This is a genomic window from Pseudonocardia benzenivorans CB1190 (assembly GCF_000196675.2).
Lineage (GTDB): Bacteria > Actinomycetota > Actinomycetes > Mycobacteriales > Pseudonocardiaceae > Pseudonocardia > Pseudonocardia benzenivorans.
The window spans coordinates 3,120,028-3,139,405 of sequence record NC_015312.1; the positions used below are offsets into that span (position 1 = coordinate 3,120,028).

At 73.1% G+C, this 19,378-nt stretch carries 15 protein-coding genes; 10 read left to right on the forward strand and 5 right to left on the reverse strand.

Translation table 11 applies throughout. The features are described from left to right. Positions 1-248 precede the first annotated feature (248 nt). A complete protein-coding gene (locus PSED_RS14850) occupies positions 249-929 on the forward strand; it encodes an HAD family hydrolase (RefSeq protein ID WP_013675070.1) in 681 nt (226 codons plus the stop codon). Between the two features lie 26 nt (positions 930-955). Here the strand turns inward: PSED_RS14850 and PSED_RS14855 are convergent, their stop codons facing one another. The 5 genes from PSED_RS14855 to PSED_RS14875 form a co-directional block, all read right to left on the reverse strand. Then, on the reverse strand, positions 956-2,191 hold the full coding sequence (locus PSED_RS14855; protein ID WP_013675071.1) for an acyl-CoA dehydrogenase family protein: 1,236 nt from the start codon (positions 2,189-2,191) through the stop codon (positions 956-958). 219 nt (positions 2,192-2,410) lie between these two features. Further along, positions 2,411-3,322: an AraC-like ligand-binding domain-containing protein gene (locus PSED_RS14860; RefSeq protein ID WP_013675072.1), complete on the reverse strand. Its 912-nt coding sequence runs from the start codon at positions 3,320-3,322 to the stop codon at positions 2,411-2,413. A 132-nt stretch (positions 3,323-3,454) separates the two neighbouring features. Next, positions 3,455-4,624 (reverse strand): winged helix DNA-binding domain-containing protein, encoded by a 1,170-nt coding sequence (locus PSED_RS14865; protein WP_013675073.1) that lies wholly within the window; start codon positions 4,622-4,624, stop codon positions 3,455-3,457. Positions 4,625-4,744: 120 nt separating this feature from the next. Then, the gene (locus tag PSED_RS14870) at positions 4,745-5,926 is read right to left on the reverse strand and encodes a CaiB/BaiF CoA transferase family protein (protein ID WP_013675074.1); all 1,182 of its coding nucleotides are present in this window, start codon (positions 5,924-5,926) and stop codon (positions 4,745-4,747) included. Next, positions 5,923-6,606 (reverse strand): SRPBCC family protein, encoded by a 684-nt coding sequence (locus tag PSED_RS14875; RefSeq protein ID WP_013675075.1) that lies wholly within the window; start codon positions 6,604-6,606, stop codon positions 5,923-5,925. The genes PSED_RS14870 and PSED_RS14875 overlap by 4 nt, the downstream gene beginning before the upstream one ends. Positions 6,607-6,786: 180 nt before the next feature. Between PSED_RS14875 and PSED_RS14880 the strand changes: the two genes are divergently transcribed. The 9 genes from PSED_RS14880 to cutA all read left to right on the forward strand — a co-directional run bounded on the left by PSED_RS14880 (position 6,787) and on the right by cutA (position 19,376). After that, complete coding sequence (locus PSED_RS14880; RefSeq protein ID WP_013675076.1) at positions 6,787-8,844, forward strand: hydantoinase/oxoprolinase family protein; 2,058 nt, start codon at positions 6,787-6,789, stop codon at positions 8,842-8,844. Positions 8,845-8,846: 2 nt separating this feature from the next. Continuing rightward, positions 8,847-10,739, forward strand: a complete 1,893-nt coding sequence (locus PSED_RS14885; protein ID WP_013675077.1) for a hydantoinase B/oxoprolinase family protein — start codon at positions 8,847-8,849, stop codon at positions 10,737-10,739. Between the two features lie 121 nt (positions 10,740-10,860). Continuing rightward, positions 10,861-11,700, forward strand: coding sequence for an IclR family transcriptional regulator (locus tag PSED_RS14890; RefSeq protein WP_132975463.1), 840 nt, complete (start codon positions 10,861-10,863; stop codon positions 11,698-11,700). A gap of 213 nt (positions 11,701-11,913) precedes the next feature. Further along, a complete protein-coding gene (locus PSED_RS14895) occupies positions 11,914-13,386 on the forward strand; it encodes a sugar ABC transporter ATP-binding protein (protein WP_013675079.1) in 1,473 nt (490 codons plus the stop codon). Between the two features lie 2 nt (positions 13,387-13,388). Further along, positions 13,389-14,411, forward strand: a complete 1,023-nt coding sequence (locus tag PSED_RS14900) for an ABC transporter permease (RefSeq protein WP_013675080.1) — start codon at positions 13,389-13,391, stop codon at positions 14,409-14,411. Positions 14,412-14,454: 43 nt separating this feature from the next. Next, on the forward strand, positions 14,455-15,477 hold the full coding sequence (locus PSED_RS14905; protein WP_013675081.1) for a sugar ABC transporter substrate-binding protein: 1,023 nt from the start codon (positions 14,455-14,457) through the stop codon (positions 15,475-15,477). A 69-nt stretch (positions 15,478-15,546) separates the two neighbouring features. Continuing rightward, positions 15,547-16,419, forward strand: coding sequence for an FAD binding domain-containing protein (locus PSED_RS14910; protein WP_013675082.1), 873 nt, complete (start codon positions 15,547-15,549; stop codon positions 16,417-16,419). Further along, entirely contained in the window at positions 16,416-16,970 is a 555-nt protein-coding gene (locus tag PSED_RS14915) for a (2Fe-2S)-binding protein (protein ID WP_013675083.1), read from the forward strand. Before PSED_RS14910 ends, PSED_RS14915 begins: the two co-directional genes overlap by 4 nt. 3 nt (positions 16,971-16,973) lie before the next feature. Further along, on the forward strand, positions 16,974-19,376 hold the full coding sequence (gene cutA / locus PSED_RS14920) for an aerobic carbon-monoxide dehydrogenase large subunit (protein ID WP_013675084.1): 2,403 nt from the start codon (positions 16,974-16,976) through the stop codon (positions 19,374-19,376). The last annotated feature ends 2 nt before the right edge of the window (positions 19,377-19,378 follow it).

The following is a 19,378-nucleotide window of genomic DNA, read 5'->3' on the forward strand; positions in this document are numbered from 1 at the left end:
TCGGCGCGTGTCGGGTCGACCCAGGATGCGTGACGACCGGCCCCCGCGTCACCACCGCTCGCAGCCGGTGACACTTCTCACCGCCGGTACGCGGCGTCCCGGCCGTGCCGCGGCCCCGTCCGGGAGCCGCCGGGGCCGGGGCCGGGTGGACGCCCGTCGTTCATCCGGGCGCCATCCCCGGGTCGGGCGCCGGACATCGCGGCCCGGTGAGCTTCCCGGATGCGGTCCGAGGCTGCGGGAGGGCGCCGGTGACGCTGCGGCTCGCGGTGCTCGATCTGGCAGGGACGACGGTGTGCGACGACGGCCTGGTGCTCGACGCCGTCCTTGCCGCGCTCGGGGCGGTCCGGGTGCCGTGCGCGGGGCCGCGGTTCCCCGCGCTGCGCCGGCAGGCCGAGGCGACGATGGACCGGGCCTCGCTCGCGGTGTTCGGCGACCTGCTCGACGGCGACATGCACCGGGCCCGGCACGCCGACTCGGCGTTCGCCGCGCGGCTGCGCAGCCAGGTGCGCGCCGGCGTGCTGCGCGAGATCCCGGGCGCCACCGCGGCGATGACCGCGCTGCACGACGCGGGCCTGTCGGTGTGCCTGTGCAGCGGGTTCGAGCCCGCGCTGCACGCCGAGATGGTCGAGGCCCTCGGCTGGACCGAGCTCGCCGATCTGCTCGTCTGCCCCGCCGATGTCGACGGCCGCGGACTGCCGGACCCGGCGATGCTGCTCACCGCGGCTGCGCGGGCGGAGGTCGAGCCGTCCGGCGTCGTCACCGCGGGGGACGCGACGTCGGCGATGACGGCGGGCCGCCGCGCGGGCGCCGGGCTGACCGTCGGCGTGCTGACCGGCGCGCACCGCGCGGCGCCGCTGCGGGCCGCGGGCGCGGACGCGATCGTCGACTCCGTCGCCGACCTCCCCGCGCTGCTCGGCCTGCCCTCCTGAGGTCCTTCGGCGCCCGGCGGCGCAGCTCAGGCCAGGCCGGACGCCGCGAGCGGGTCGTAGCCGGGGGCGGCGAGCATCGCCTGCAGCTGCCGTCGGCGCAGCCCGATGTTGCTGCCCTCGATGACAGGGTAGGCCAGTGCCTCGTTGAGGTGGCGGACCAGCGGGAACGCCCGGTCGTACGCGGTCACCCCGACGACCTTGACCAGGTCGTTGATCACGTCGACGGCGGTCTCGGAGCCGAACACCTTGGAGTGCAGGGCCAGCTCGGGCCCGGCCGGGTCGCCGGACAGGACGGCGTCGAGCGCCCGCCACGACAGCAGCCGGACCGCCTCGATCCGGCCCTTGGCGTCGGCGAACACGTCGGCCACGGACTGGTGGGCGATGATCGGGACACCGCCGCCACGGGTCTGCGTCGTCGCGAACCGGTGGGCGACGGCGAAGGCCTGCCGCATCGCGGCCGTGGCGAACGTGCCGATCGAGGCGCCGCTGGCGAAGAACGCGTTGCGCGTCAGCTCGCCGCCCTGGCCCTCGGCCCCCAGCAGGTTCTCGCGCGGGACCCGGACGTCGTGCAGGGCGATGCGGGCGGTGAGGCACCCGGTGAGGCCGGGCAGGTCCAGGTACTCCTCGACCTCGATGTGGCCGGCGAGGTGCTCGCGCTCGGCCACGACGAGGGACACCCCGCCCGGGGTGCGGCAGACGATGGTCATGACGTCGGGACCGTCGCCGTCCCAGCCCGGCAGGTGCGAGGCCCACTGCTTGCGCCCGTTGACCACCCACTGGTCGCCGTCGAGGACCGCGGTGGTGCGGATGCCCTCGGCGGGCGGCGGGGCGTCGAAGTTGACGCTGCCGTCGGGCTCGGAGAAGGCCATCGCCGCGACCGGTGCGCCGGAGTCGGCGAGGAAGGGCGCGACGAAGCGCCGGATCTGCTCGGGCGTGCCGACCTGGTAGACCGGCATCAGGGCGATCAGCGGCCCGGCCATCGAGATGACGAAGTCGGGGCTCTGCGCCGCCCACTCCTCGACGAGGATCGCCGCGTCGACCCCGCTGCCGGCCGTGCCGCCGAACGGCACGGGAATCAGGCCCTTGAGGAAGCCGGCGCCGACCGCCTTCTCGAACGTGGGACGGGCCAGCAGCGCCCGGCGCAGCGGGTCGGGCTCGGCGCGCACCTCGTCGGCGAGCGGGCGCAGCTCCTCCTCGGCGAACCGACGGGCGATCGCGACGAGCCGGCGCTGCTCGGGGGACAGGGAGAAGGAGACGGCCACGGGATGCTCCTGCGCTGCGACGATCCGACCGGGGTCGGGTCGGATCGGGTCGGGTCGGACGCCCGCCACTGTCGGGCGTCGACGCGGTCGCCGTCCCGGCCGTTCGTGCGCGATCCCTGTGCAGAACGTGCGCGGCAGAACGTGCGCGGCAGAACGTGCGCGGCAGAACGTGCGCGGCAGAACGTGCGCGGCAGAACGTGCGCGGCGGAACGTGCGTGCTCAGCCGCGCGCGTCGCGTGGTGCCGTGCCGTACTCCCGGCGGAACGCCCGGCTGAAGGCCGACGGGTCCCGGTAGCCGTAGCGGGCCGCGATCTCGGTGATCGTGCCCCGCTCGGCCGGGTCGGTGAGCGCGCGGGCGCAGCGTTCGAGGCGCATGGTGCGCACGGTGGCGGCGAACGTCGTCTCGTGCTCGGCGAAGGCCGCGTGCAACGTCCGTGGGGAGACGGCGAACCGGCGCGCTACCGAGGTCACCGACAGGTCCGGGTCGCCGAGCCGGCTCGCGACGTGCCGCAGGACGGCGGCCCGCAGCCCGGCCCGCGCCGGTTGCTCGACCGGACCGCCGATCGCCGCCGACACGACCGAGGCGAAGGACCGCTCCAGGTCGTCGGGCGCGGCCCCGGTCTCCTGCCAGCGCCACAGCGAGCGCATCAGCGTCGAGACGACGAGTCCGGTGCCGGTGGCGCCGTCGACGACGTGCCCGAGGCCCGCCTGCCGCGGCCTGCCGCCGAGTGCGCGGTGCGGGACGCGGAACGACAGCATCCGCCACGGTTCGTCGAATGCCAGGTGGTAGGGCTCCGTGGTGTCGAGGACGACGAGCCGGCCCGGGCCGACGGTCGACTCGACCGCGCCGGTCCGGACGTGGCAGCGGCCCGCGAGCTGGAGGTTGACGAAGACGTACTCGCCGTCGGAGCGGGCGACCTCGCGCGGCCCGTGCGCGGTCAGCTGGGGCTGCGAGTCGATCAGGGCGCGGTTGACCGCGCCCAGCCCGCGGGTCTCGACGCGGGCGGCGAAGCCCGGCACGTCGGTGGCGGTGCGGGTGGGGGTCAGCGGGACGAAGGCCTGGCAGATGACCTCGTGCCAGACCGCGAACTGCTCGGCGACCGGGCGCGCGGCGATGTCCCAGGTCGGCATGCCACCTCCCGCGCGTCGTGGAGAGCAGGGCCGTCGTGCAGAGCAGGGCCGTCGTGCAGAGCAGGCCGTGAACAGCAGGATGGCCCGCGCGCCGCGCGCGGGACAAGCCCCCGGGTCGGATGCTCGGCAGCGTCAGCCCTCGGTCAGCTCCTTCTCCAGCGGCGTGCGGAACCGCGGCGTGACGCGGGTGCCCGCGAGCTGCGTCGCGACGCGATGCGCCGCTGCCTCGATCGCCGCGGCGGCCTCGGCGCCCACGTCCTCCAGGCAGCGCACGACGACCTCGCCGCCGGCGCCGCGCTGGGCCCACCCGCCGACGACCCGCCCGGCCCACCACACGGTCGGGCCGATGTTGCCCGTGCGGTCGAAGAGCCGCTCGCGGTGCGGGCCGAGGAACCAGTCCCGCGACTGCCAGCCCATCGGCGTCGGGTCCAGCGCCGGCAGCAGCACGGCCTCGGCGGGCGGCTCGTCGTCGGCCACGGGGTCGTCGGCGAGCACCAGGCCGGGCACCCCGTCGAGGTCGACCTCGACGGTGTCGAGCGCGGCCAGCGCCCGCGTCGTCTCGCGGGCGGTCCAGCCGGTGAACCAGCGCAGGTCGCTCACCGGTGCCGGCCCGAACGCGGCGAGCCACCGGCGCGCCAGCCCGGCCTGTGCCTCCTCGACGGGCAGCGGCGTGAGCTCGCCGCCGAGCCACGCCGCCGTCGGCGACCAGCGGTACTGCGTGGAGGTCCACGACCCGCGAGGGCGTCCGCGGACGATGTGGCCGTCGGCGGCCAGCTGCAGGAGCACCCGCGTCGTCGCGTTCTGGCCGGTCGCCGCGATGCGGGTGCGCAGCCGAGGGACGTCGGCGGTCAGGTCTGCGGCGAACGCCTCGCCGCGGGCGTGCAGCGCCGCGAGCGTCTCGGCCTCGACGTCGGCCAGCCACGACGCGGCGTCGTCGACCCCGGACTCGGCGAGGTGCCCGACGAGCCGCCTGCGCGCGGTGGCGGCGACGGTGTGCGCGCACCCGTGCTGGACCCGCGCCGCGGTCTCCCGGTCGAGCACCCAGACGGTGCGCCGCATGCCGAGCATCCGCACCAGGGTGCGGTCGGTGTAGAGGGCGTGCTCGACGTCCGCGACCGCTGCCCCGTCGGTGCGCGCCATGGCCGAGAGGTGCACCGTCGCCGGGTCGGTGGCGTGCAGCCCGAGCACCGAGCGGGCCGCCTCGACGACCCCGGCCGGGTCGCCTGCGGCACGCGTCCCCGCGCTCAGGCGATGACGTGCGACGAGCCGCGCCCGGCGCGCGGTGACCCCGATCTTGTCCACGCCGTGCAGTCCACCACGGCGCCCCGACGCTCCTGCGGTGGCCGGTACTGTGCCGCGCTCGCGTGGCGAGCTGCGTGCTCGGAGGGGCCGACGCGGAGCGGAGCGCTCAGGCCCGGCGGGTCATGTCACCCATTCGCGGATCGAGCGGTCGTGCTGGCCGAGCAGGGGTGCGGCCGCCCGGATCGCGGGCGTCGTCTCCCGCTCTGCACCTTCGGGCAAGGGGTCGAAGAAGCGCAGTACGGGGCCCGGTACCGTGATCGTTCCGAGTGTCGGGTGCGCTACCTCCGTGACGAGCCCCTGCGAGCGGGTCTGCTCCCACTCGTACACCTCGTCGACGGTGCGGATCCGCCCCGCCGGGATGCCGGCGGCCAGCAGTCGCTTGAGCAGCACGTCGGCAGGGATGTCGGCGAAGGTGGCCTCCAGGAGGCTGACGACCTCCTCCCGGTTGCGGGTGCGGGTGGCGTTGTCGGCCCTGCGCGGTGCCGCGGGATCGAGGCCGAACTCGGCGCAGAGCCGCCGCCACAGTGCCTCCGACCTGCAGGAGAGCTGCACGTGTCCGCCGAGGCAGCGGAACATGCCGTACGGGGTGATCGAAGGATGGTGGTTGCCGCGGGCTCTGCCGATCTCGCCGGCGACGGTCCAGCCGGTGCCGTGGAAGGCATGGACGCCGACGGTCGCGGCGAGCAACGAGGTGCGGACGACCTGCCCGCGCCCGGTGCGTTCGCGTTCGGCCAGCGCGGCGAGGACGCCGGTGATGCCGTAGAGGCCGGCGAGCAGGTCGCTGATGGGCACGCCGACTCGCTGCGGAGCGTCGGGAGAGGGGCCGGTGAGCGACATGAGGCCGGCCTCGCCCTGGGCGATCTGGTCGTACCCGGCGCGTCCGGCCTCGGGGCCGTCGTGGCCGAAACCGCTGATGGACAGCACGACCAGCCGAGGGTTGAGTTCGAGGAGCCGGTCGTTGCCGAGACCGAGCCGGTCCATCGTGCCGGGCCGGAAGTTCTCGACGAGGACGTCGGCGCGGGTGACGAGGCGCGCGAGCAGGTCGAGGTCGTCGGGGGCCTTGAGGTCGAGCGCGATCGACTCCTTGTTCCGGTTGCAGGACATGAAGTAGGTGGACTCGCCGTCGCCGACGAAAGGGGGTCCCCAGCCACGGGAATCGTCGCCGCCGTCGGGGTTCTCGACCTTGACGACGCGTGCGCCGAGGTCGCCGAGCAGCATGGCGGCGTGCGGTCCGGCGAGGGCGCGGCTGAGGTCGAGCACGACGAGGCCGTCGAGGGGGCCGGCGTCGCTGCGCGGGCTCATCGGGCGCCGACCGTCCGCCGCCCCAGGACGAACGCGAACACCGCCAGCAGCAGCGCGGCGGTGCCCAGCAGGCCGCGACGGCCGAGCGGGCTGCTCCACACCAGGTCCAGCGCGTCGAGCTGGTCGGACGTGTCCGTGGCGGGGACGGGTACCGGCCCGGCGGTACGCAGCGGTACGGCCCCGTCCCGGGGCGTCGCCGCTGCGGTTTCGGTCGTGCTCGCGGCATCGGGCTCGGGCTCGCCGAAGCTCTTCTCGAGGTTGCGGGCGAACTGGGTCAGGACCCGGTTCCCGATGTCGACGACGAGCCCGCGCCCGAACTGGGCGGCCTTGCCGGTGATCTCCAGGTTGGTCCGCAGCGCGCAGACGGTCGAGCCGTCCGGGCCCGGGGTCAGCGTGGCGTGGACGTCGGCCGAGGCGTTGCCGTTGCCCTTGACGTCGGACCCGGACGCGACGATCGCGACGCGGTGCGCGGTCTCGTCGACCTCGGTGAACGTCGCCTTGCCGCGGTAGGTGAGGCCCACCGGGCCGAGCTTGACCTTGACGGTTCCGGTGAAGGAGTCGCCGGTGTGGTCGGTGAGGGTCGCGCCCGGGAAGGCGGCGGCGACCCGGGTGATGTCGAGCAGGCCTGCCCACGTCGTCTCGACGTCGACGGGGATCGTGAACTGCTGGTCGAGCTGCACGGAGCACTCCTCTGGCCCGGACGGTGCGAGGGCGGTGGCTTGCGGCGGGGTGGACGTGGCGGCCGGGTCGGTGGCGATTGACACCGTGTTCGGCGAGGTCCTACTGTCCCCGGACAGCGGATATCGTGTCCGCCCACCGGATACGTGTCAAGCGTGGTCCGATCGAAGGGAGAGAGGCCCATGCCGGGAAGTCTGCGTGTGTCGGTCGACACCGGCGGCACGTTCACCGACGTCATCGCGGTGGACGCCGAGAGCGGCGACCTGTACGCGGTCAAGACCGCGAGCGACCGGGAGGACCCCAGCCGGGCACTCGTGACCGGCGTCGAGAAGGTCCTCGGCCTCGCGGGACGTGGGTTCGACGACGTGAGCCTGCTGGTCCACGGCTCGACGACGGCGACGAACGCGGTACTGGAGCACGAGTTCGACGGCATCGGGCTCCTGGTCACCCAGGGGTTCCGGCACCTGATCGAGATCGCCCGCCAATCGGTCCCCGACGGCTACGGCAACTCGTTCTTCTGGGTCAAGCCGCCACGGCTGGTGCCGCTGCACCTGGTGCGGGAGGTACCCGAGCGCATCCTCTACGACGGTGCCGTCGCCCGTGAGCTCGACGAGGACGCGGTCGTCGCCGCCGCCGAGGAACTCGTCGCCGAGGGAGTGAACCGGCTGGCCGTCTGCCTGCTGCACTCCTATGCCAACCCCGCCCACGAGCGCCGCATCGGCGAGCTGCTCGCGCAGCGGTTCCCCGAGCTGTTCGTCTCGCTCTCCAGCGTCGTGCTGCCCGAGTACCGCGAGTACGAGCGTGCGATGACGACGCTGCTCGACGTCATGGTGAAGCCCTACTGCCGCACCTACCTGGGCAACGCCGAGGCCGAGCTGGCACGCCGGGCCGGCCCCCGGCCCTTCCTGATCATGCAGTCCAACGGCGGTGTGGTGACCGCCAAGGCGGCGGGCGAGCGTCCCGTCAACATGCTGCTGTCGGGCCCTGCCGGGGGCGTGCTCGGCGCCGTCGAGGCCGCCCGTGCCGCCGGGATCTCCGACATCATCACCCTCGACGTCGGTGGCACCTCCACCGACGTGGCGCTCATCGAGGACCTCACCGTCCGGCTGACCAGCGAGTCCGTCATCGAGAGCTACCCGGTGAAGATCCCGATGATCGACATCGCGACCGTCGGTACGGGCGGCGGGTCGCTGGCGTGGGTGGGGCCCAACCAGAGCCTGAAGGTCGGGCCACGCAGTGCGGGCGCCGTGCCCGGGCCCATCGCCTACGGCCGCGGTGGGACCGAGCCGACCGTGACCGACGCCGCGACGGTGCTCAACCGCTTCCCGGCGAGCCTCGTCGGCGGCGAGCTGGTGCTCGACCGCGACTCGGCGCGGGCGGCGTTCGAGGAGTTCGGCCGCCGGTTCGGGCTCGACGCGGACGAGGCGGCGGCGGGCGTCCTGGAGGTCGCCGCGGCCGGGCAGGTCGCCGGCATCCGTCAGGTCTCGACGAGCAAGGGCCGCGACCCGGCGGCCTACACGCTGGTCGCGTTCGGGGGAGCGGGCCCGTTGCTGGCCGCGCAGGTCGCCGACTTCCTCGGGATGACCCGGGTGCTCGTGCCGCCCTACCCGGGCAACCTGTCGGCGTTCGGGCTGCAGGTCACCGACATCAAGCGAGACCTCGTCCGCACCTACGTCAGCCCGCTCGAACCGCGCGTGGCCGACGACCTCGACGTGATCTGGAGCGAGCTGGAGCAGGCCGGGACGGCCGAGCTGCGGGCCGAGGGGGTCGAGGACCACGACGTCGAGGTGATCCGTGGCGCCGACGCCCGCTACGTCGGTGAGGGCTACGAGGTGGCGGTGTCGGTCCCCGCCGGCCTCACCGGGCGCGAGGCGCTCGACGCGACCGTCGCCGCGTTCCACGCCGAGCACCACCGCATCTACGGCTTCTCCTACGACGGCAAGCAGGACGTCGAGGTGGTCAACCTGCGGGTCCAGGCCGTGGGCAGGCTGCACCGGCCGCCGCACCGCTCCCGGTACGACACGGCGGGCACGGCCCCCTCGGCCCCGACGACGCGCGACGTCTACTGGCCGGGCGAGGGCTGGCGCTCCTGCGCGATTCACGACCGCGCCGCGCTGACGCCGGGGGTGTCGGTCGCGGGACCGAGCGTCGTCGAGGAGTACGGCGCGACCGTCGTCGTCCCACCGGGGTGGCAGGTCACCTGCGACACCGCCGCCAACCTGATCCTCACGAAGGGCTGAGCATGGCAACCACGGTTCTGGGGCCGATCGAGCTCGAGGTCATCACGGGCACGATCCGCTCCGCGGAGGTGGAGATCGAGGCCGCCGTCGAGCGGGCCGCCCGGTCCCCGATGATCCGCGACCAGCACGACTACCGCGTCGGTCTCTACGACGCCCGCGGCCGCAAGCTCACCGGGCGCTCGTACGGGTCCCTGATCGAGCCGGTGTTCGAGTTCTTCGGCGACGACATCCACCCCGGCGACGTCTTCTTCTGGAACGACCCCTACAACAGCGCCGGGTCCTGCGGACACGTCCCCGACCTGTGCACGACGGTGCCGATCTTCCACGGCGACGATCGGTTGCTCGGCTTCGCGCAGGTCTTCGGCCACCACGACGACGTGGGCGGGTGCGTGCCGGGCAGCCTGCCGGTGCAGGTCCACGACCAGTGGGGCGAGGGCCTCGTCGTCCCGCCCATCAAGCTCTACGACCGCGGTGTCCTCAACGAGACCGCGTTCCGCATCCTCGAGCGCAACTCGCGGCTGCCCGAGCACCTGCGCGGCGACATCGACTCCGAGATCGGCGCCTGCCGCCTCGGCGCGCGCCGGCTGACCGAGCTGGCCGACCGCTACGGCGTCGACGTGCTCGAGGGCGGGTTCGACGCGATCATCGAGAACTGCGCCCGGACCGTCCGCGACGAGCTGCTGCCGAAGATCGCCGACGGCGTCTACACCTTCGAGGACTACGTCGAGTGCGACGGGTTCACCCGCAAGCTCTACGCGATGCGGTTGACCATGACGAAGACCGCGGACCGGATCCTGCTCGACTTCACCGGTACCGACCCGGAGGCCGAGGGGCCGATCAACTGGGCGATCGACTACTGCGAGGGCAGGTTCGTCCGCAAGTGGATGGGGCCGGTGCTGCGGTGCCTGGCCGACTCCCCGGAGCGCGCCGCGGAGATCGACATCAACGAGGGCATCCTCGATGTCATCGACGTGGTGTTCCCCCCGAAGGGCACCCTCGTCACGCCGCACTTCGGGCGGCCGACCGGCCTGCGGTTCTTCATCCTCATCCGGGCGCTCGGCATCTTCGCGGGTGCGCTGGCGAAGGCCACGGGCGGGCGGATGCCGGCCGACCACGAGACGATCCGGATCTGGGGCCTGCACAGCCGCGACGCCGAGGGGAGGCTCTCGCTGTTCCGGGAGGTCCTCGGCGGTGGCGGGCCGGGCCGGCCGTGGGCCGACGGGAGCGACGTCGTCCACATCGTCCCGAACTCGCGCAACCTGCCCGCGGAGTTCTCCGAGCAGCGCTACCCGGTGCTGGTCGAGAGCCTGGAGCTGCGGTCGGACTCCGCGGGCGCGGGAGAGTTCCGCGGCGGGTTCGGCTACCAGAAGAAGATCCGGTCGCTGCGCTCGTCGACGTTGCTGTCCAACGCCGACCGCTCCGAGCTCGCGACCTACGGCGTCAACGGCGGGAAGGCCGGGTGGCCGTACGGCATCGAGGTGGCCCGGGCCGACGGCAGCACCGAGAGCCTGCCGGGGATGATCGACGGCGTCCCCATCGCGCCGGGCGACCTCGTCACGGTGTGGACGACCGGCGGGGGCGGCTGGGGCGACCCGTTGCGGCGCGACCCGGAGCGGGTCCGCTACGACGTGGCGGTCGGCCTCGTCACCGAGGAGGCGGCACGTCGCGAGTACGGCGTCGTCGTTACGCGGGTGCAAGGAAAGGTCGAGATCGACGAGGTCGCGACGTCGGAGCTGCGTGACGCACTGCGGGCCGGGCGCGGCGCGGTGCCGATGTTCGACCGCGGCGCCTACTTCGAGTCGGTCAAGGCCGGTGGCGGCCTCGTCCGGCCGGAGGGCTGGTCGGACCCCGACGACGTGCACGCGGTGGCCGATCCGGCCACCCCCGCGGGCTAGGTGACCGTCGTGTGCCGGCGGGCCGGAACGGTCGCGCGCGATCGGGGTCGGGCCGGGGCCGCGCCCCGGACCGTCCGGTACCGTCGTGCAGGACTGAGGGGGTGGCGTGGTGCCGTCGGAGATGGACGGCCCCCCGGGGCGGGTTCGTTCCGAGGGCGAGGAGCGGCCGAAGGCGACGCTGCAGGGTGTCATGCGCGCCCTGCGCGTGCTGGAGCTCCTCGCGGAGCGACCCATGCGAGCCACCGACGCCGCCGAGGCGCTGCAGATGTCGTGGGCGACGCTGCACCGCACGCTGTCGCAGCTCGAGAGCGCGGAGTTCATCACGCGCGACAACGCCGGCGTCTTCCGGATGGGCAGGCGGACCTGGCTGCTGGGCTCCACCTATCTCGTCGGGCACCCCCTGCTGGAGCTGGCCATCCCGCTGTTCCGGGAGGCGGCCGAGGAGACCCCCTCGGGGGTCTACCAGCTGGCCGAGCGCAGCGGGAACCTCGTCGTCACGCTCTACGCCCGCGACGCGATGTCGGGCGAGACGATCACCCGAACCACCTACGGCCACCACTTCCCGATGCACTGCGGCAGCAAGGGTCTGGTCCTGCTGGCCCACCTGCCCCCGGCGGAGATCGACGAGTACCTGGCCGGTCCGCTGGCCCGGCTGACACCGGAGACCGACACGGACCCGGCGTCGATCAGGGCGAAGCTGGACGTGATCCGTCAGCAGGGCTACTCGCGGACGGTCGGCGACGTGCAGTCGTTCACCGGGTCGCTGTCCGCGCCGGTCCACAACTCGGTCGGCGAGGTCGTGGCGTGCGTGTGCCTGGTGATGGCACGCACGGAGTTCGACGACGGCCCGGCCGAGGCGACCGCGCTGCAGAGCGTGCAGCGCGTCGCCCGGACCATCTCGCTGGGCACCGGATGGCAGCCCATGCACTGGGCCACGTACGAGAACGGCCGGCGTTCCTGACGGATTTCCGGCTCCGGTCGGGGTCGTGCCGGACTCCTGCGCCCCGGAGGGGTCTCCGGTGCGCGTCATCAGGTCACCGCGCGTGGCCGGACCGTGCCGTTGCTCGCACGGCCGGGTGACCCGGCACCGCTCTTGACAGGGCCGACGTGGCCCAAGACACTCACCGCTGACCGTTGAGCGGTTATGGTATCCGCTCACCGAATACGAGGTGTCATGATCGAGCTCCAGAACGTCAGCAGGTCGTTCCCGGGGGCACGGGCCCTGACCGACGTCTCCGTCACGTTCCGGCCCGGACGGGTGCACGCCCTCGTCGGCGAGAACGGTGCCGGCAAATCGACCCTCATCAAGGTCGCGTCAGGGGTGCTGCAGCCCGACTCCGGTGAGATCCGGGTCGACGGCCGGCCGGTCCGGCTGACCCCGCGCGACGCCCGTGAGCTGCAGATCCGCGTCCTGCACCAGGAGCGCCAGGTCGCGCTGACCCGGTCGGTCGCCGACAACGTCGTGCTCGGCGAGGCACCCCGCAACCGGTTCGGGCTCTCGGGCCAGTGGCTCGTCGAGCGCGAGGCGCGGCGGCGGCTGCAGCGGGTCGGCGTCGAGCTCGACGTGCGAGCACCCGTCGCGACGCTCTCGGTCGCGCAACGCCAACTGCTCGAGCTGGCCCGTGCCGTCACCTTCGAGGCGCGCTGCCTGATCATGGACGAGCCCACCGCGTCGCTGCACCCGGAGGAGATCGAGCAGCTCTTCGAGGTCGTCCGCCGCGTACGCGAGCACGGCGTCGGCGTCGTCTACATCAGCCACCACCTGTCCGAGGTGATCGCCCTCGCCGACGACTACACCGTCCTGCGCGACGGCCGCCGGGTCGGTGGCGGCCTCGTCGCCGACACGACGACGGACGGGCTCGTGGCGCAGATGTTCGGGTCCGAGGTCTCGCTGCGCCGCGAGGACATCCACGGCGGCGGCACCCGGCCCGGCGACGTCGCGGCCCGGCTGCGCGGCGTGCACTTCGGTCGCCGGCTCAAGGGCGTCGACCTCGACCTGCGGTTCGGCGAGACGGTGGTGATCAACGGTCCGGTCGGTTCCGGAGCCGCCGAGCTTGGCCGGCTTCTGAGCGGTGCCGCACGACCGACCGCCGGTGTCGTCGAACTGATGGGCGAACCCGGTTCGACCCGCCGCCGGGCCGCGATGCGCGGCGTCGCGCTGATCCCGGCCGACCGCAAACGCGAAGGGTTGCTGCTCGACCGTCCGATCCACGAGAACAGCGAGCTCGCGGGCGACGCGGCGCACCCGATGACCTGGTACTCCGCCGCACGCGCGGCCGACCGGTGCCGGCGCGGCGGCCGCGCACTGGGGCTCAAGGCCGCCGACGTCCGGCTGCCCGTGCGTGGGCTCAGCGGCGGGAACCAGCAGAAGGTCCTGATCGACCGCTGGCTGCGCGTCGACGCCCGGGTCCTCGTTCTCGACGAACCCACCGTCGGGATCGACATCCCCAGCAAGGCCGAGATCTACCGGCAACTGCGCGCCCTCACCCGCGCGGGCGCCGCCGTCGTCGTGTTGTCCACCGAGTACCAGGAGATCCGCTGCGTCGCCGACCGGGTGATCGTCATGCGGGACGGTGTCGTGGCGGGGGAGATACCCGGCGTCGACGCGACCGAACAGGCACTGTTCGCCCTCGGAGCCAGGAGCTGACCATGACCACCACCGACGTCCCGCCGGAGGTCGGCGCGGCCACCCCACCGCTGCAGCGCCGCGGCCTCTCCCCGCTGATGCGCGAGCACCTGCGGGTCTACGCACCGCTGGTCCTGATCGTCGTCGCGCTGGGCGTGGTGACGACCGCGTACAACCCGGCGTTCCTCAGCGGCGCCAACATCGGCCGGCTGCTCGCCGCCAACGCCGTGCTCGGCGTACTCGTCGTCGGCCAGACGCTCCTGCTGGTCGGGGGGCAGCTCGACCTGTCCGTCGGCAGCCTCGTCTCCGTCGCCGGGGTCGTCACGGCGAGCTTCGTGCTGCACGGGCTGCCGACCGTCGTCGTCGTGGCCGTGTGTCTCGTGGCCGGGGCGCTCATCGGGCTCTGCTGGGGCCTGATCGTCGCCTACCTCAAGGTGCCGCCGTTCATCCTCACCCTCGGCGGGCTCGCGGTGTTCGCCTCGCTCGCCCTCACCCTCGCGGCCAGCACCCCCATCCCCATGCCGACCGGCATGACGTGGGTGCGCGCCGAGGTGCTCGGCGTGCGGGTCGGGGTCATCGTGTGGGCCCTGGTCATCGTGCTCGGTGCCCTCTTGCTGCACTTCACGCGCTTCGGTCGCAACGTCTACGCCGTCGGGGCCAACGAGGAGGCAGCCTTCCTGGCCGGCGTCCCGACGGCCCGGATCAAGATGGCCCTCTACTCGGTGAACGGCCTGCTCGCCGGGCTCGCGGGCGTCATGTTCGCCGGCCGCGTCGGCGCGGGCGACCCGCGCGGCGGCGTCGGCCTCGAGCTCACCGTCGTGGCAGCGGCCGTGCTCGGCGGTGCGTCGCTCGCCGGCGGCCGCGGCAGCATCGTCGGCGGCGTGCTGGGGGTGCTCGTCGTCGCGATGGTCACCGACTCGCTGTCGTTCCTGGACGTCCCCGACACCTACAACCAACTGGTGCTGGGCGTGATCCTCATCGGCGCGGTCGCGGTGACGGCGACGTCGGAGATCCGCCGCATCCGGGCGGCGCGCCGGACCGGCTGACGCCCTGTCCCGCGCCGGCCCGCCCACCCCCCAAGGAGACATCATGGCCAAGGACCCCGTTCTGCTCTCCCGTCGCTCGTTGCTGGGTGGCCTCGGCGCGCTCGGCGGCATCGCCCTCGCCACCGCCGCGTGCGGCTCCGGCAGTGCTGCCGGTGCCGCAGGCACCGGCGCCGGCGGCGCCTCCAAGACGATCGGCCTGTCGCTCAACGGCGTCGTCGACTACACGAAGTACGTCGCCGAGGGCGTCGCGATGGGCCTCGACGGCGGCAACTACCAGATCAAGGTCGTGCAGGCGAACTTCGACGGCCCCACCGAGCTGCGCAACATCGAGAGCCTGCTCTCGCAGGGCGCCGCGGGCGTCGTCATCAACCCGAACACGATCGAGACGACGCTCAACGGCGTCCGGGAGGCGAAGAGCTCCGACATCCCCGTCGGCCTCGCGCTGTGGGCCGGCCCGGGGCCGCTCGACCCCTACGTCAGCGGCGTCGCCCACCTCGACTCCGTCAAGGGCGGGACCCTGGTCGGGGACTGGCTCAAGGCGAACGTCAAGCCCGGCAAGGTCATCGTCGTGCAGGGTGTCGTGGGCCAGGGCTTCTCCGAGCGGATCGACGAGGGCCTCGACGCCTCGCTGAAGGGCAGCGGCTTCGAGGTGGTCGTGCGCGAACAAGGCATGTTCGACCGCAACACCGCCGTCGGTGTCGTCGAGCGCGGGCTGCAGGCCCACCCCGACGCGAAGATCGTCGTCTCCTACGCGGCGACGATGGGCGACGGCATCGCCGCCTACCTGAAGCAGAACAACGTCACCGACGTCACCCACGTCACCAGCGACGCCGACGAGGAGATGCTGACGTGGTTGGGCACGCCGTTCCTGCGCGCGTCCCGCTTCTACTCGGCCGCCGAGACCGGGCTCATCGCCGCGAAGATCGTGCGGACGGCCCTCGAAGGCGGCTCGCCGCAGTTCCAGAACGCCGTCTTCCAGGACATCATGACGGCCGAGAACAAGGACGCGATCCTGGCGCAACACCCGATCAGGTACCCGCAGTTCGCCTCGAAGCTCGCGCTGTGACCCGCGCGACGCGCCGTGGCCGGGCGACCGCGCACGGACCGGCGGTACGACGAAGGAAGAAGGTCGGCGATGAAGCCACCCTGCTATGAGTACGTCGCGCCGGACACCCTGGCCGGCGCGTTGCGAGTACGGGCGGAGAGCGAGGACTCGGTGGTCCTCGCGGGTGGTCAGAGTCTCGTCCCCACCCTGAACTTCCGGCTCGCCAACCCCGACACCGTCATCGACCTGCGACGCGTCGCCGAACTGGCGACGATCGACACCCGTGACGGGATGATCCGCGTCGGCGCGATGACCCGCCAGCGGACGTTGGAGCGCAACGACGCCGTCCTGGCCCGCAACCCGCTGATCCGGGAGACGATGGAGTACATCGCCCACCCGGTGATCAGGAACCGCGGGACGGTCGGGGGCAGCGTCGCGCACGCCGACCCCGCGTCCGAGCTGCCGTGCCTGCTCACGCTGCTGGACGGCGAGCTGACCGCCCGGTCGTCGGCGGGCGCGCGGACCATCCCCGCGGCCGAGTTCTTCGAGTTCGTCTTCACCACCGCCCTCGAACCCGAGGAGTTGCTGGTCGAGGTCGCCTTCCCGGTCCTGGAGCCGGGGGAGGGCTGGGCGTTCCGAGAGTTCGCCCGTCGGCACGGCGACTTCGCCGTCGCCGGTGCCGGCGCCACGCTGCTGCTCGACGATGCCGGCCGCATCGCGCGGGCCCGGCTCGCGGCCTGCGGCGTCGCCACCACCCCGGTGCGGCTGCGCGCGGCCGAGGAGGCGCTGCGGGGGGTCGAGCCGGGCAGCGAGGCGTTCCGGGCAGCCGGCGAGCTGGCCCGCGACGCCGTGACCACCGTCGACGACACCGCCGCGAGTGCCGACTACCGGCGGCACCTGCTGAGCGGGCTGGTGAACGACGTCCTGACGCGGGCGGCCGCGCGGGCGGGAGGGCCACGATGAACGGGAACCACGGCACGAACCACCTGGACGCGGAACCGGTCGACGGCGACACCCGCTACGGCCCCGACGACCGGATCGCGATCTCGCTGACGGTCAACGGGGAGAAGGTCGAGGCGGCGGTGTCCCCCCGCCTGCTGCTGTCGGACTTCCTGCGCGGGGACCTCGGCCTGACCGGGACGCACGTCGGCTGCGAGCACGGCGTCTGCGGCGCGTGCACCGTCCACCTCGACGGGGTGCCGGCCCGATCCTGCCTGACGATGGCCGTCCAGGTCGACGGCATGGAGGTCCGCACCGTCGAGGGCCTGGCCGGGTCCGACGGCACGCTGCACCCGGTGCAGCGCGCGTTCCGGGAGTGCCACGGCCTGCAGTGCGGGTTCTGCACGCCCGGGTTCCTGATGGCGGTGACCCACCTCGTCGAGAACGAGGAGCTGGCCGAGACCGACGACGGCGTGCGCGCCCAACTCGCCGGAAACCTGTGCCGCTGCACGGGCTACATGGGCATCGTCGCGGCCACCCGCCGGGCCGCCGCCGAGATCGCGTCGAAGGGATAGTCGATGTCCACCCGCCAGTTCGGTGCCCGCGTCCAGCGCAACGAGGACGCGCGCCTGATCACCGGCCGCGGCCGTTTCGTCGACGACCTGCCGCTCGACGGCGTGCTGCACGGCGCCTTCGCGCGCAGTGCCGTGGCCCGCGGCCGCATCACCCACCTCGACACCACCGCCGCGCGGGCCCTGCCGGGGGTGCACCGCGTCTACACCCACGCCGACCTCGGCGAGCTCGACGTCACGATGCCGCTGCTGATCCCGCACCCGTGCATCGGCCATCCGCGCACCCAGTACCCGCTCGCCCACGAGGACGTCTACCACGTCGGGCAGGCGATCGCGTTCGTCGTCGCCGACGACCGCTACATCGCCGAGGACGCCGCGCGGCTGATCGAGATCGACTACGACATCCTGCCGGTCGAGGTCGACCCCGCGAAGGCCGCGCTCGACGGCGCACCGCTGGTCCACGAGGACGTCCCGAACAACATCGCGGCGCACCTCGTGCAGGTCAGCGGCGATCCCGACGCCGCGTTCGCGGCCGCCGACCACGTGACCCGCATCCAGGTGCGCGTCGACCGCAGCACCGCCGCGCCGATGGAGTGCCTCAGCACGGCGGCGCGCTGGGACGCGGTCTCCGGCGAGCTCACCGTGTGGGACGGCACCCAGGCTCCGATCGGCCTGCGCGGCGCCCTGTCGAGCCTGTTCGACCTGGACGAGGACAAGGTGCGTGTCGTCGCCCCCGACGTCGGCGGCGGCTTCGGGCCCAAGATCGTGTTCCCGTACAGCAACGAGATCCTCGTGCCGTTCGCGGCCAAGGACCTGCGCCGGCCGGTCAAGTGGGTCGAGGACCGCTCCGAGAACTTCGTGCACATGACCCACGAGCGGACCCAGATCCACGACATCGAGCTCGCCGCGACCAGCGACGGCGTCGTCCTGGGCCTGCGGGACACCTTCCTGCACGACACCGGGTCGTTCATCCCCTACGGGATCGCCGTCGCCCAGGTCGCGTCCACCCAGATCGCCGGCCCGTACCGCATCCCGGCGATCCACGTGACCTTCGACTGCGTCTACACCCCGACGGTCCCCGTGACGCCCTATCGCGGCTGCGGCCGCCCGCAGGCCAACTTCGCCATCGAACGCGCGATGGACCAGCTCGCGGCCGAGCTCGGAATCGACCGCTTCGAGATCCGGCGACGGAACTTCATCACGCCCGACGAGTTCCCCTACACCCGGCCGGACCTGGTCTTCGCCGACGGGCTGCCGGTCACGCTCGACAGCGGACGCTACGACGACGCGCTGGCCGCGCTGGAGAAGGCGCTCGACCTCGACGCGATCCGCGCCGAGCAGGAACAGGCCCGGGCCGAGGGCCGCATGCTCGGCCTCGGCCTGTCGTTCTACGTCGAGGGAACCGGGCTCGGCCCGTACGAGGGCGCGAAGATCCGGCTGCACCCGATCACCGGCAAGGCCTACGTCAACACCGGGCTCACCGCGCAGGGGCAGGGCCACGAGACGGCGTGGGCACAGATCGTCGCCGACCAGATCGGCGTGCGGCCCGAGGACGTGATCGTCGTCGAGGGCGACACCGGCGTCTTCGACTGGGGAGTGGCGACGTTCGCCAGCCGCGCGGCCGTCGTCAGCGGCAACGCAGTGCACATCGCCGCGGTGAGCGCGCGGGCCAGGATCGCGCAGGCCGCGGCCAACATGCTCGAGGCCGACCCCGACGACATCGAGCTGGCCGACGGGCGCGCCTTCGTGCGCGGCACGACCTCTCGCGGCGTCACGCTCGCCGAGGTCGCGACGATGAGCAACCCGCTGCGCTACGCGTTCAACAAGGCCGCGCAGACGGCCACCCAGTTCGCGCCGACCGCACGCAGCACCGGCAAGCCGCTGCCCGACGGGGAGCGTCCCGGCATCGAGGTCTCCGAGTACTACTCCCCGCCGCACGCGACCTGGGCCTACGGGGTGCACGCCGCGCTCGTCGAGGTCGACCCCGTCACCTGCGACATCGACGTCAAGCGGTACGTGTGCGTGCACGACTGCGGCAACATGATCAACCCGATGATCGTCGAGGGCCAGGTCGCGGGCGGTGTCGCGCAGGGGATGGGCGGCGCGTTCTACGAGAAGCTGGAGTACGACGAGAACGGCGTGCTGCGCAACGCGAGTTTCATGGACTTCCTCGTGCCCTACGCGACGGAGGTCCCGCACATCGAGATGATCCACCTGGAGACGCCCTCACCGCTGAACCCGTTGGGCATCAAGGGCGTCGGCGAGGCCGGCACCATCCCCGTCGGGCAGGTCATCGCGTCGGCGGTCGAGGACGCGCTGAGCCCGCTCGGCACGCCGCCCGTGCGGCAGGTCCCGTTGAGTCCCAGCGCGATCCACGACCTGCTGCGCCAGGCGCGGGTGAACGTGTGACC

What these genes read in the sequence shown, in the direction of transcription:
- PSED_RS14880 (WP_013675076.1), top strand. Translation starts at nt 6,787, where the DNA reads ATGCCGGGAAGTCTGCGTGTGTCGGTCGACACCGGCGGCACGTTCACC.
- PSED_RS14895 (WP_013675079.1), top strand. Translation starts at nt 11,914, where the DNA reads ATGATCGAGCTCCAGAACGTCAGCAGGTCGTTCCCGGGGGCACGGGCC.
- PSED_RS14890 (WP_132975463.1), top strand. Translation starts at nt 10,861, where the DNA reads ATGGACGGCCCCCCGGGGCGGGTTCGTTCCGAGGGCGAGGAGCGGCCG.
- PSED_RS14885 (WP_013675077.1), top strand. Translation starts at nt 8,847, where the DNA reads ATGGCAACCACGGTTCTGGGGCCGATCGAGCTCGAGGTCATCACGGGC.
- PSED_RS14915 (WP_013675083.1), top strand. Translation starts at nt 16,416, where the DNA reads ATGAACGGGAACCACGGCACGAACCACCTGGACGCGGAACCGGTCGAC.
- PSED_RS14860 (WP_013675072.1), bottom strand. Translation starts at nt 3,322, where the DNA reads ATGCCGACCTGGGACATCGCCGCGCGCCCGGTCGCCGAGCAGTTCGCG.
- PSED_RS14910 (WP_013675082.1), top strand. Translation starts at nt 15,547, where the DNA reads ATGAAGCCACCCTGCTATGAGTACGTCGCGCCGGACACCCTGGCCGGC.
- cutA (WP_013675084.1), top strand. Translation starts at nt 16,974, where the DNA reads ATGTCCACCCGCCAGTTCGGTGCCCGCGTCCAGCGCAACGAGGACGCG.
- PSED_RS14905 (WP_013675081.1), top strand. Translation starts at nt 14,455, where the DNA reads ATGGCCAAGGACCCCGTTCTGCTCTCCCGTCGCTCGTTGCTGGGTGGC.
- PSED_RS14900 (WP_013675080.1), top strand. Translation starts at nt 13,389, where the DNA reads ATGACCACCACCGACGTCCCGCCGGAGGTCGGCGCGGCCACCCCACCG.
- PSED_RS14870 (WP_013675074.1), bottom strand. Translation starts at nt 5,926, where the DNA reads ATGAGCCCGCGCAGCGACGCCGGCCCCCTCGACGGCCTCGTCGTGCTC.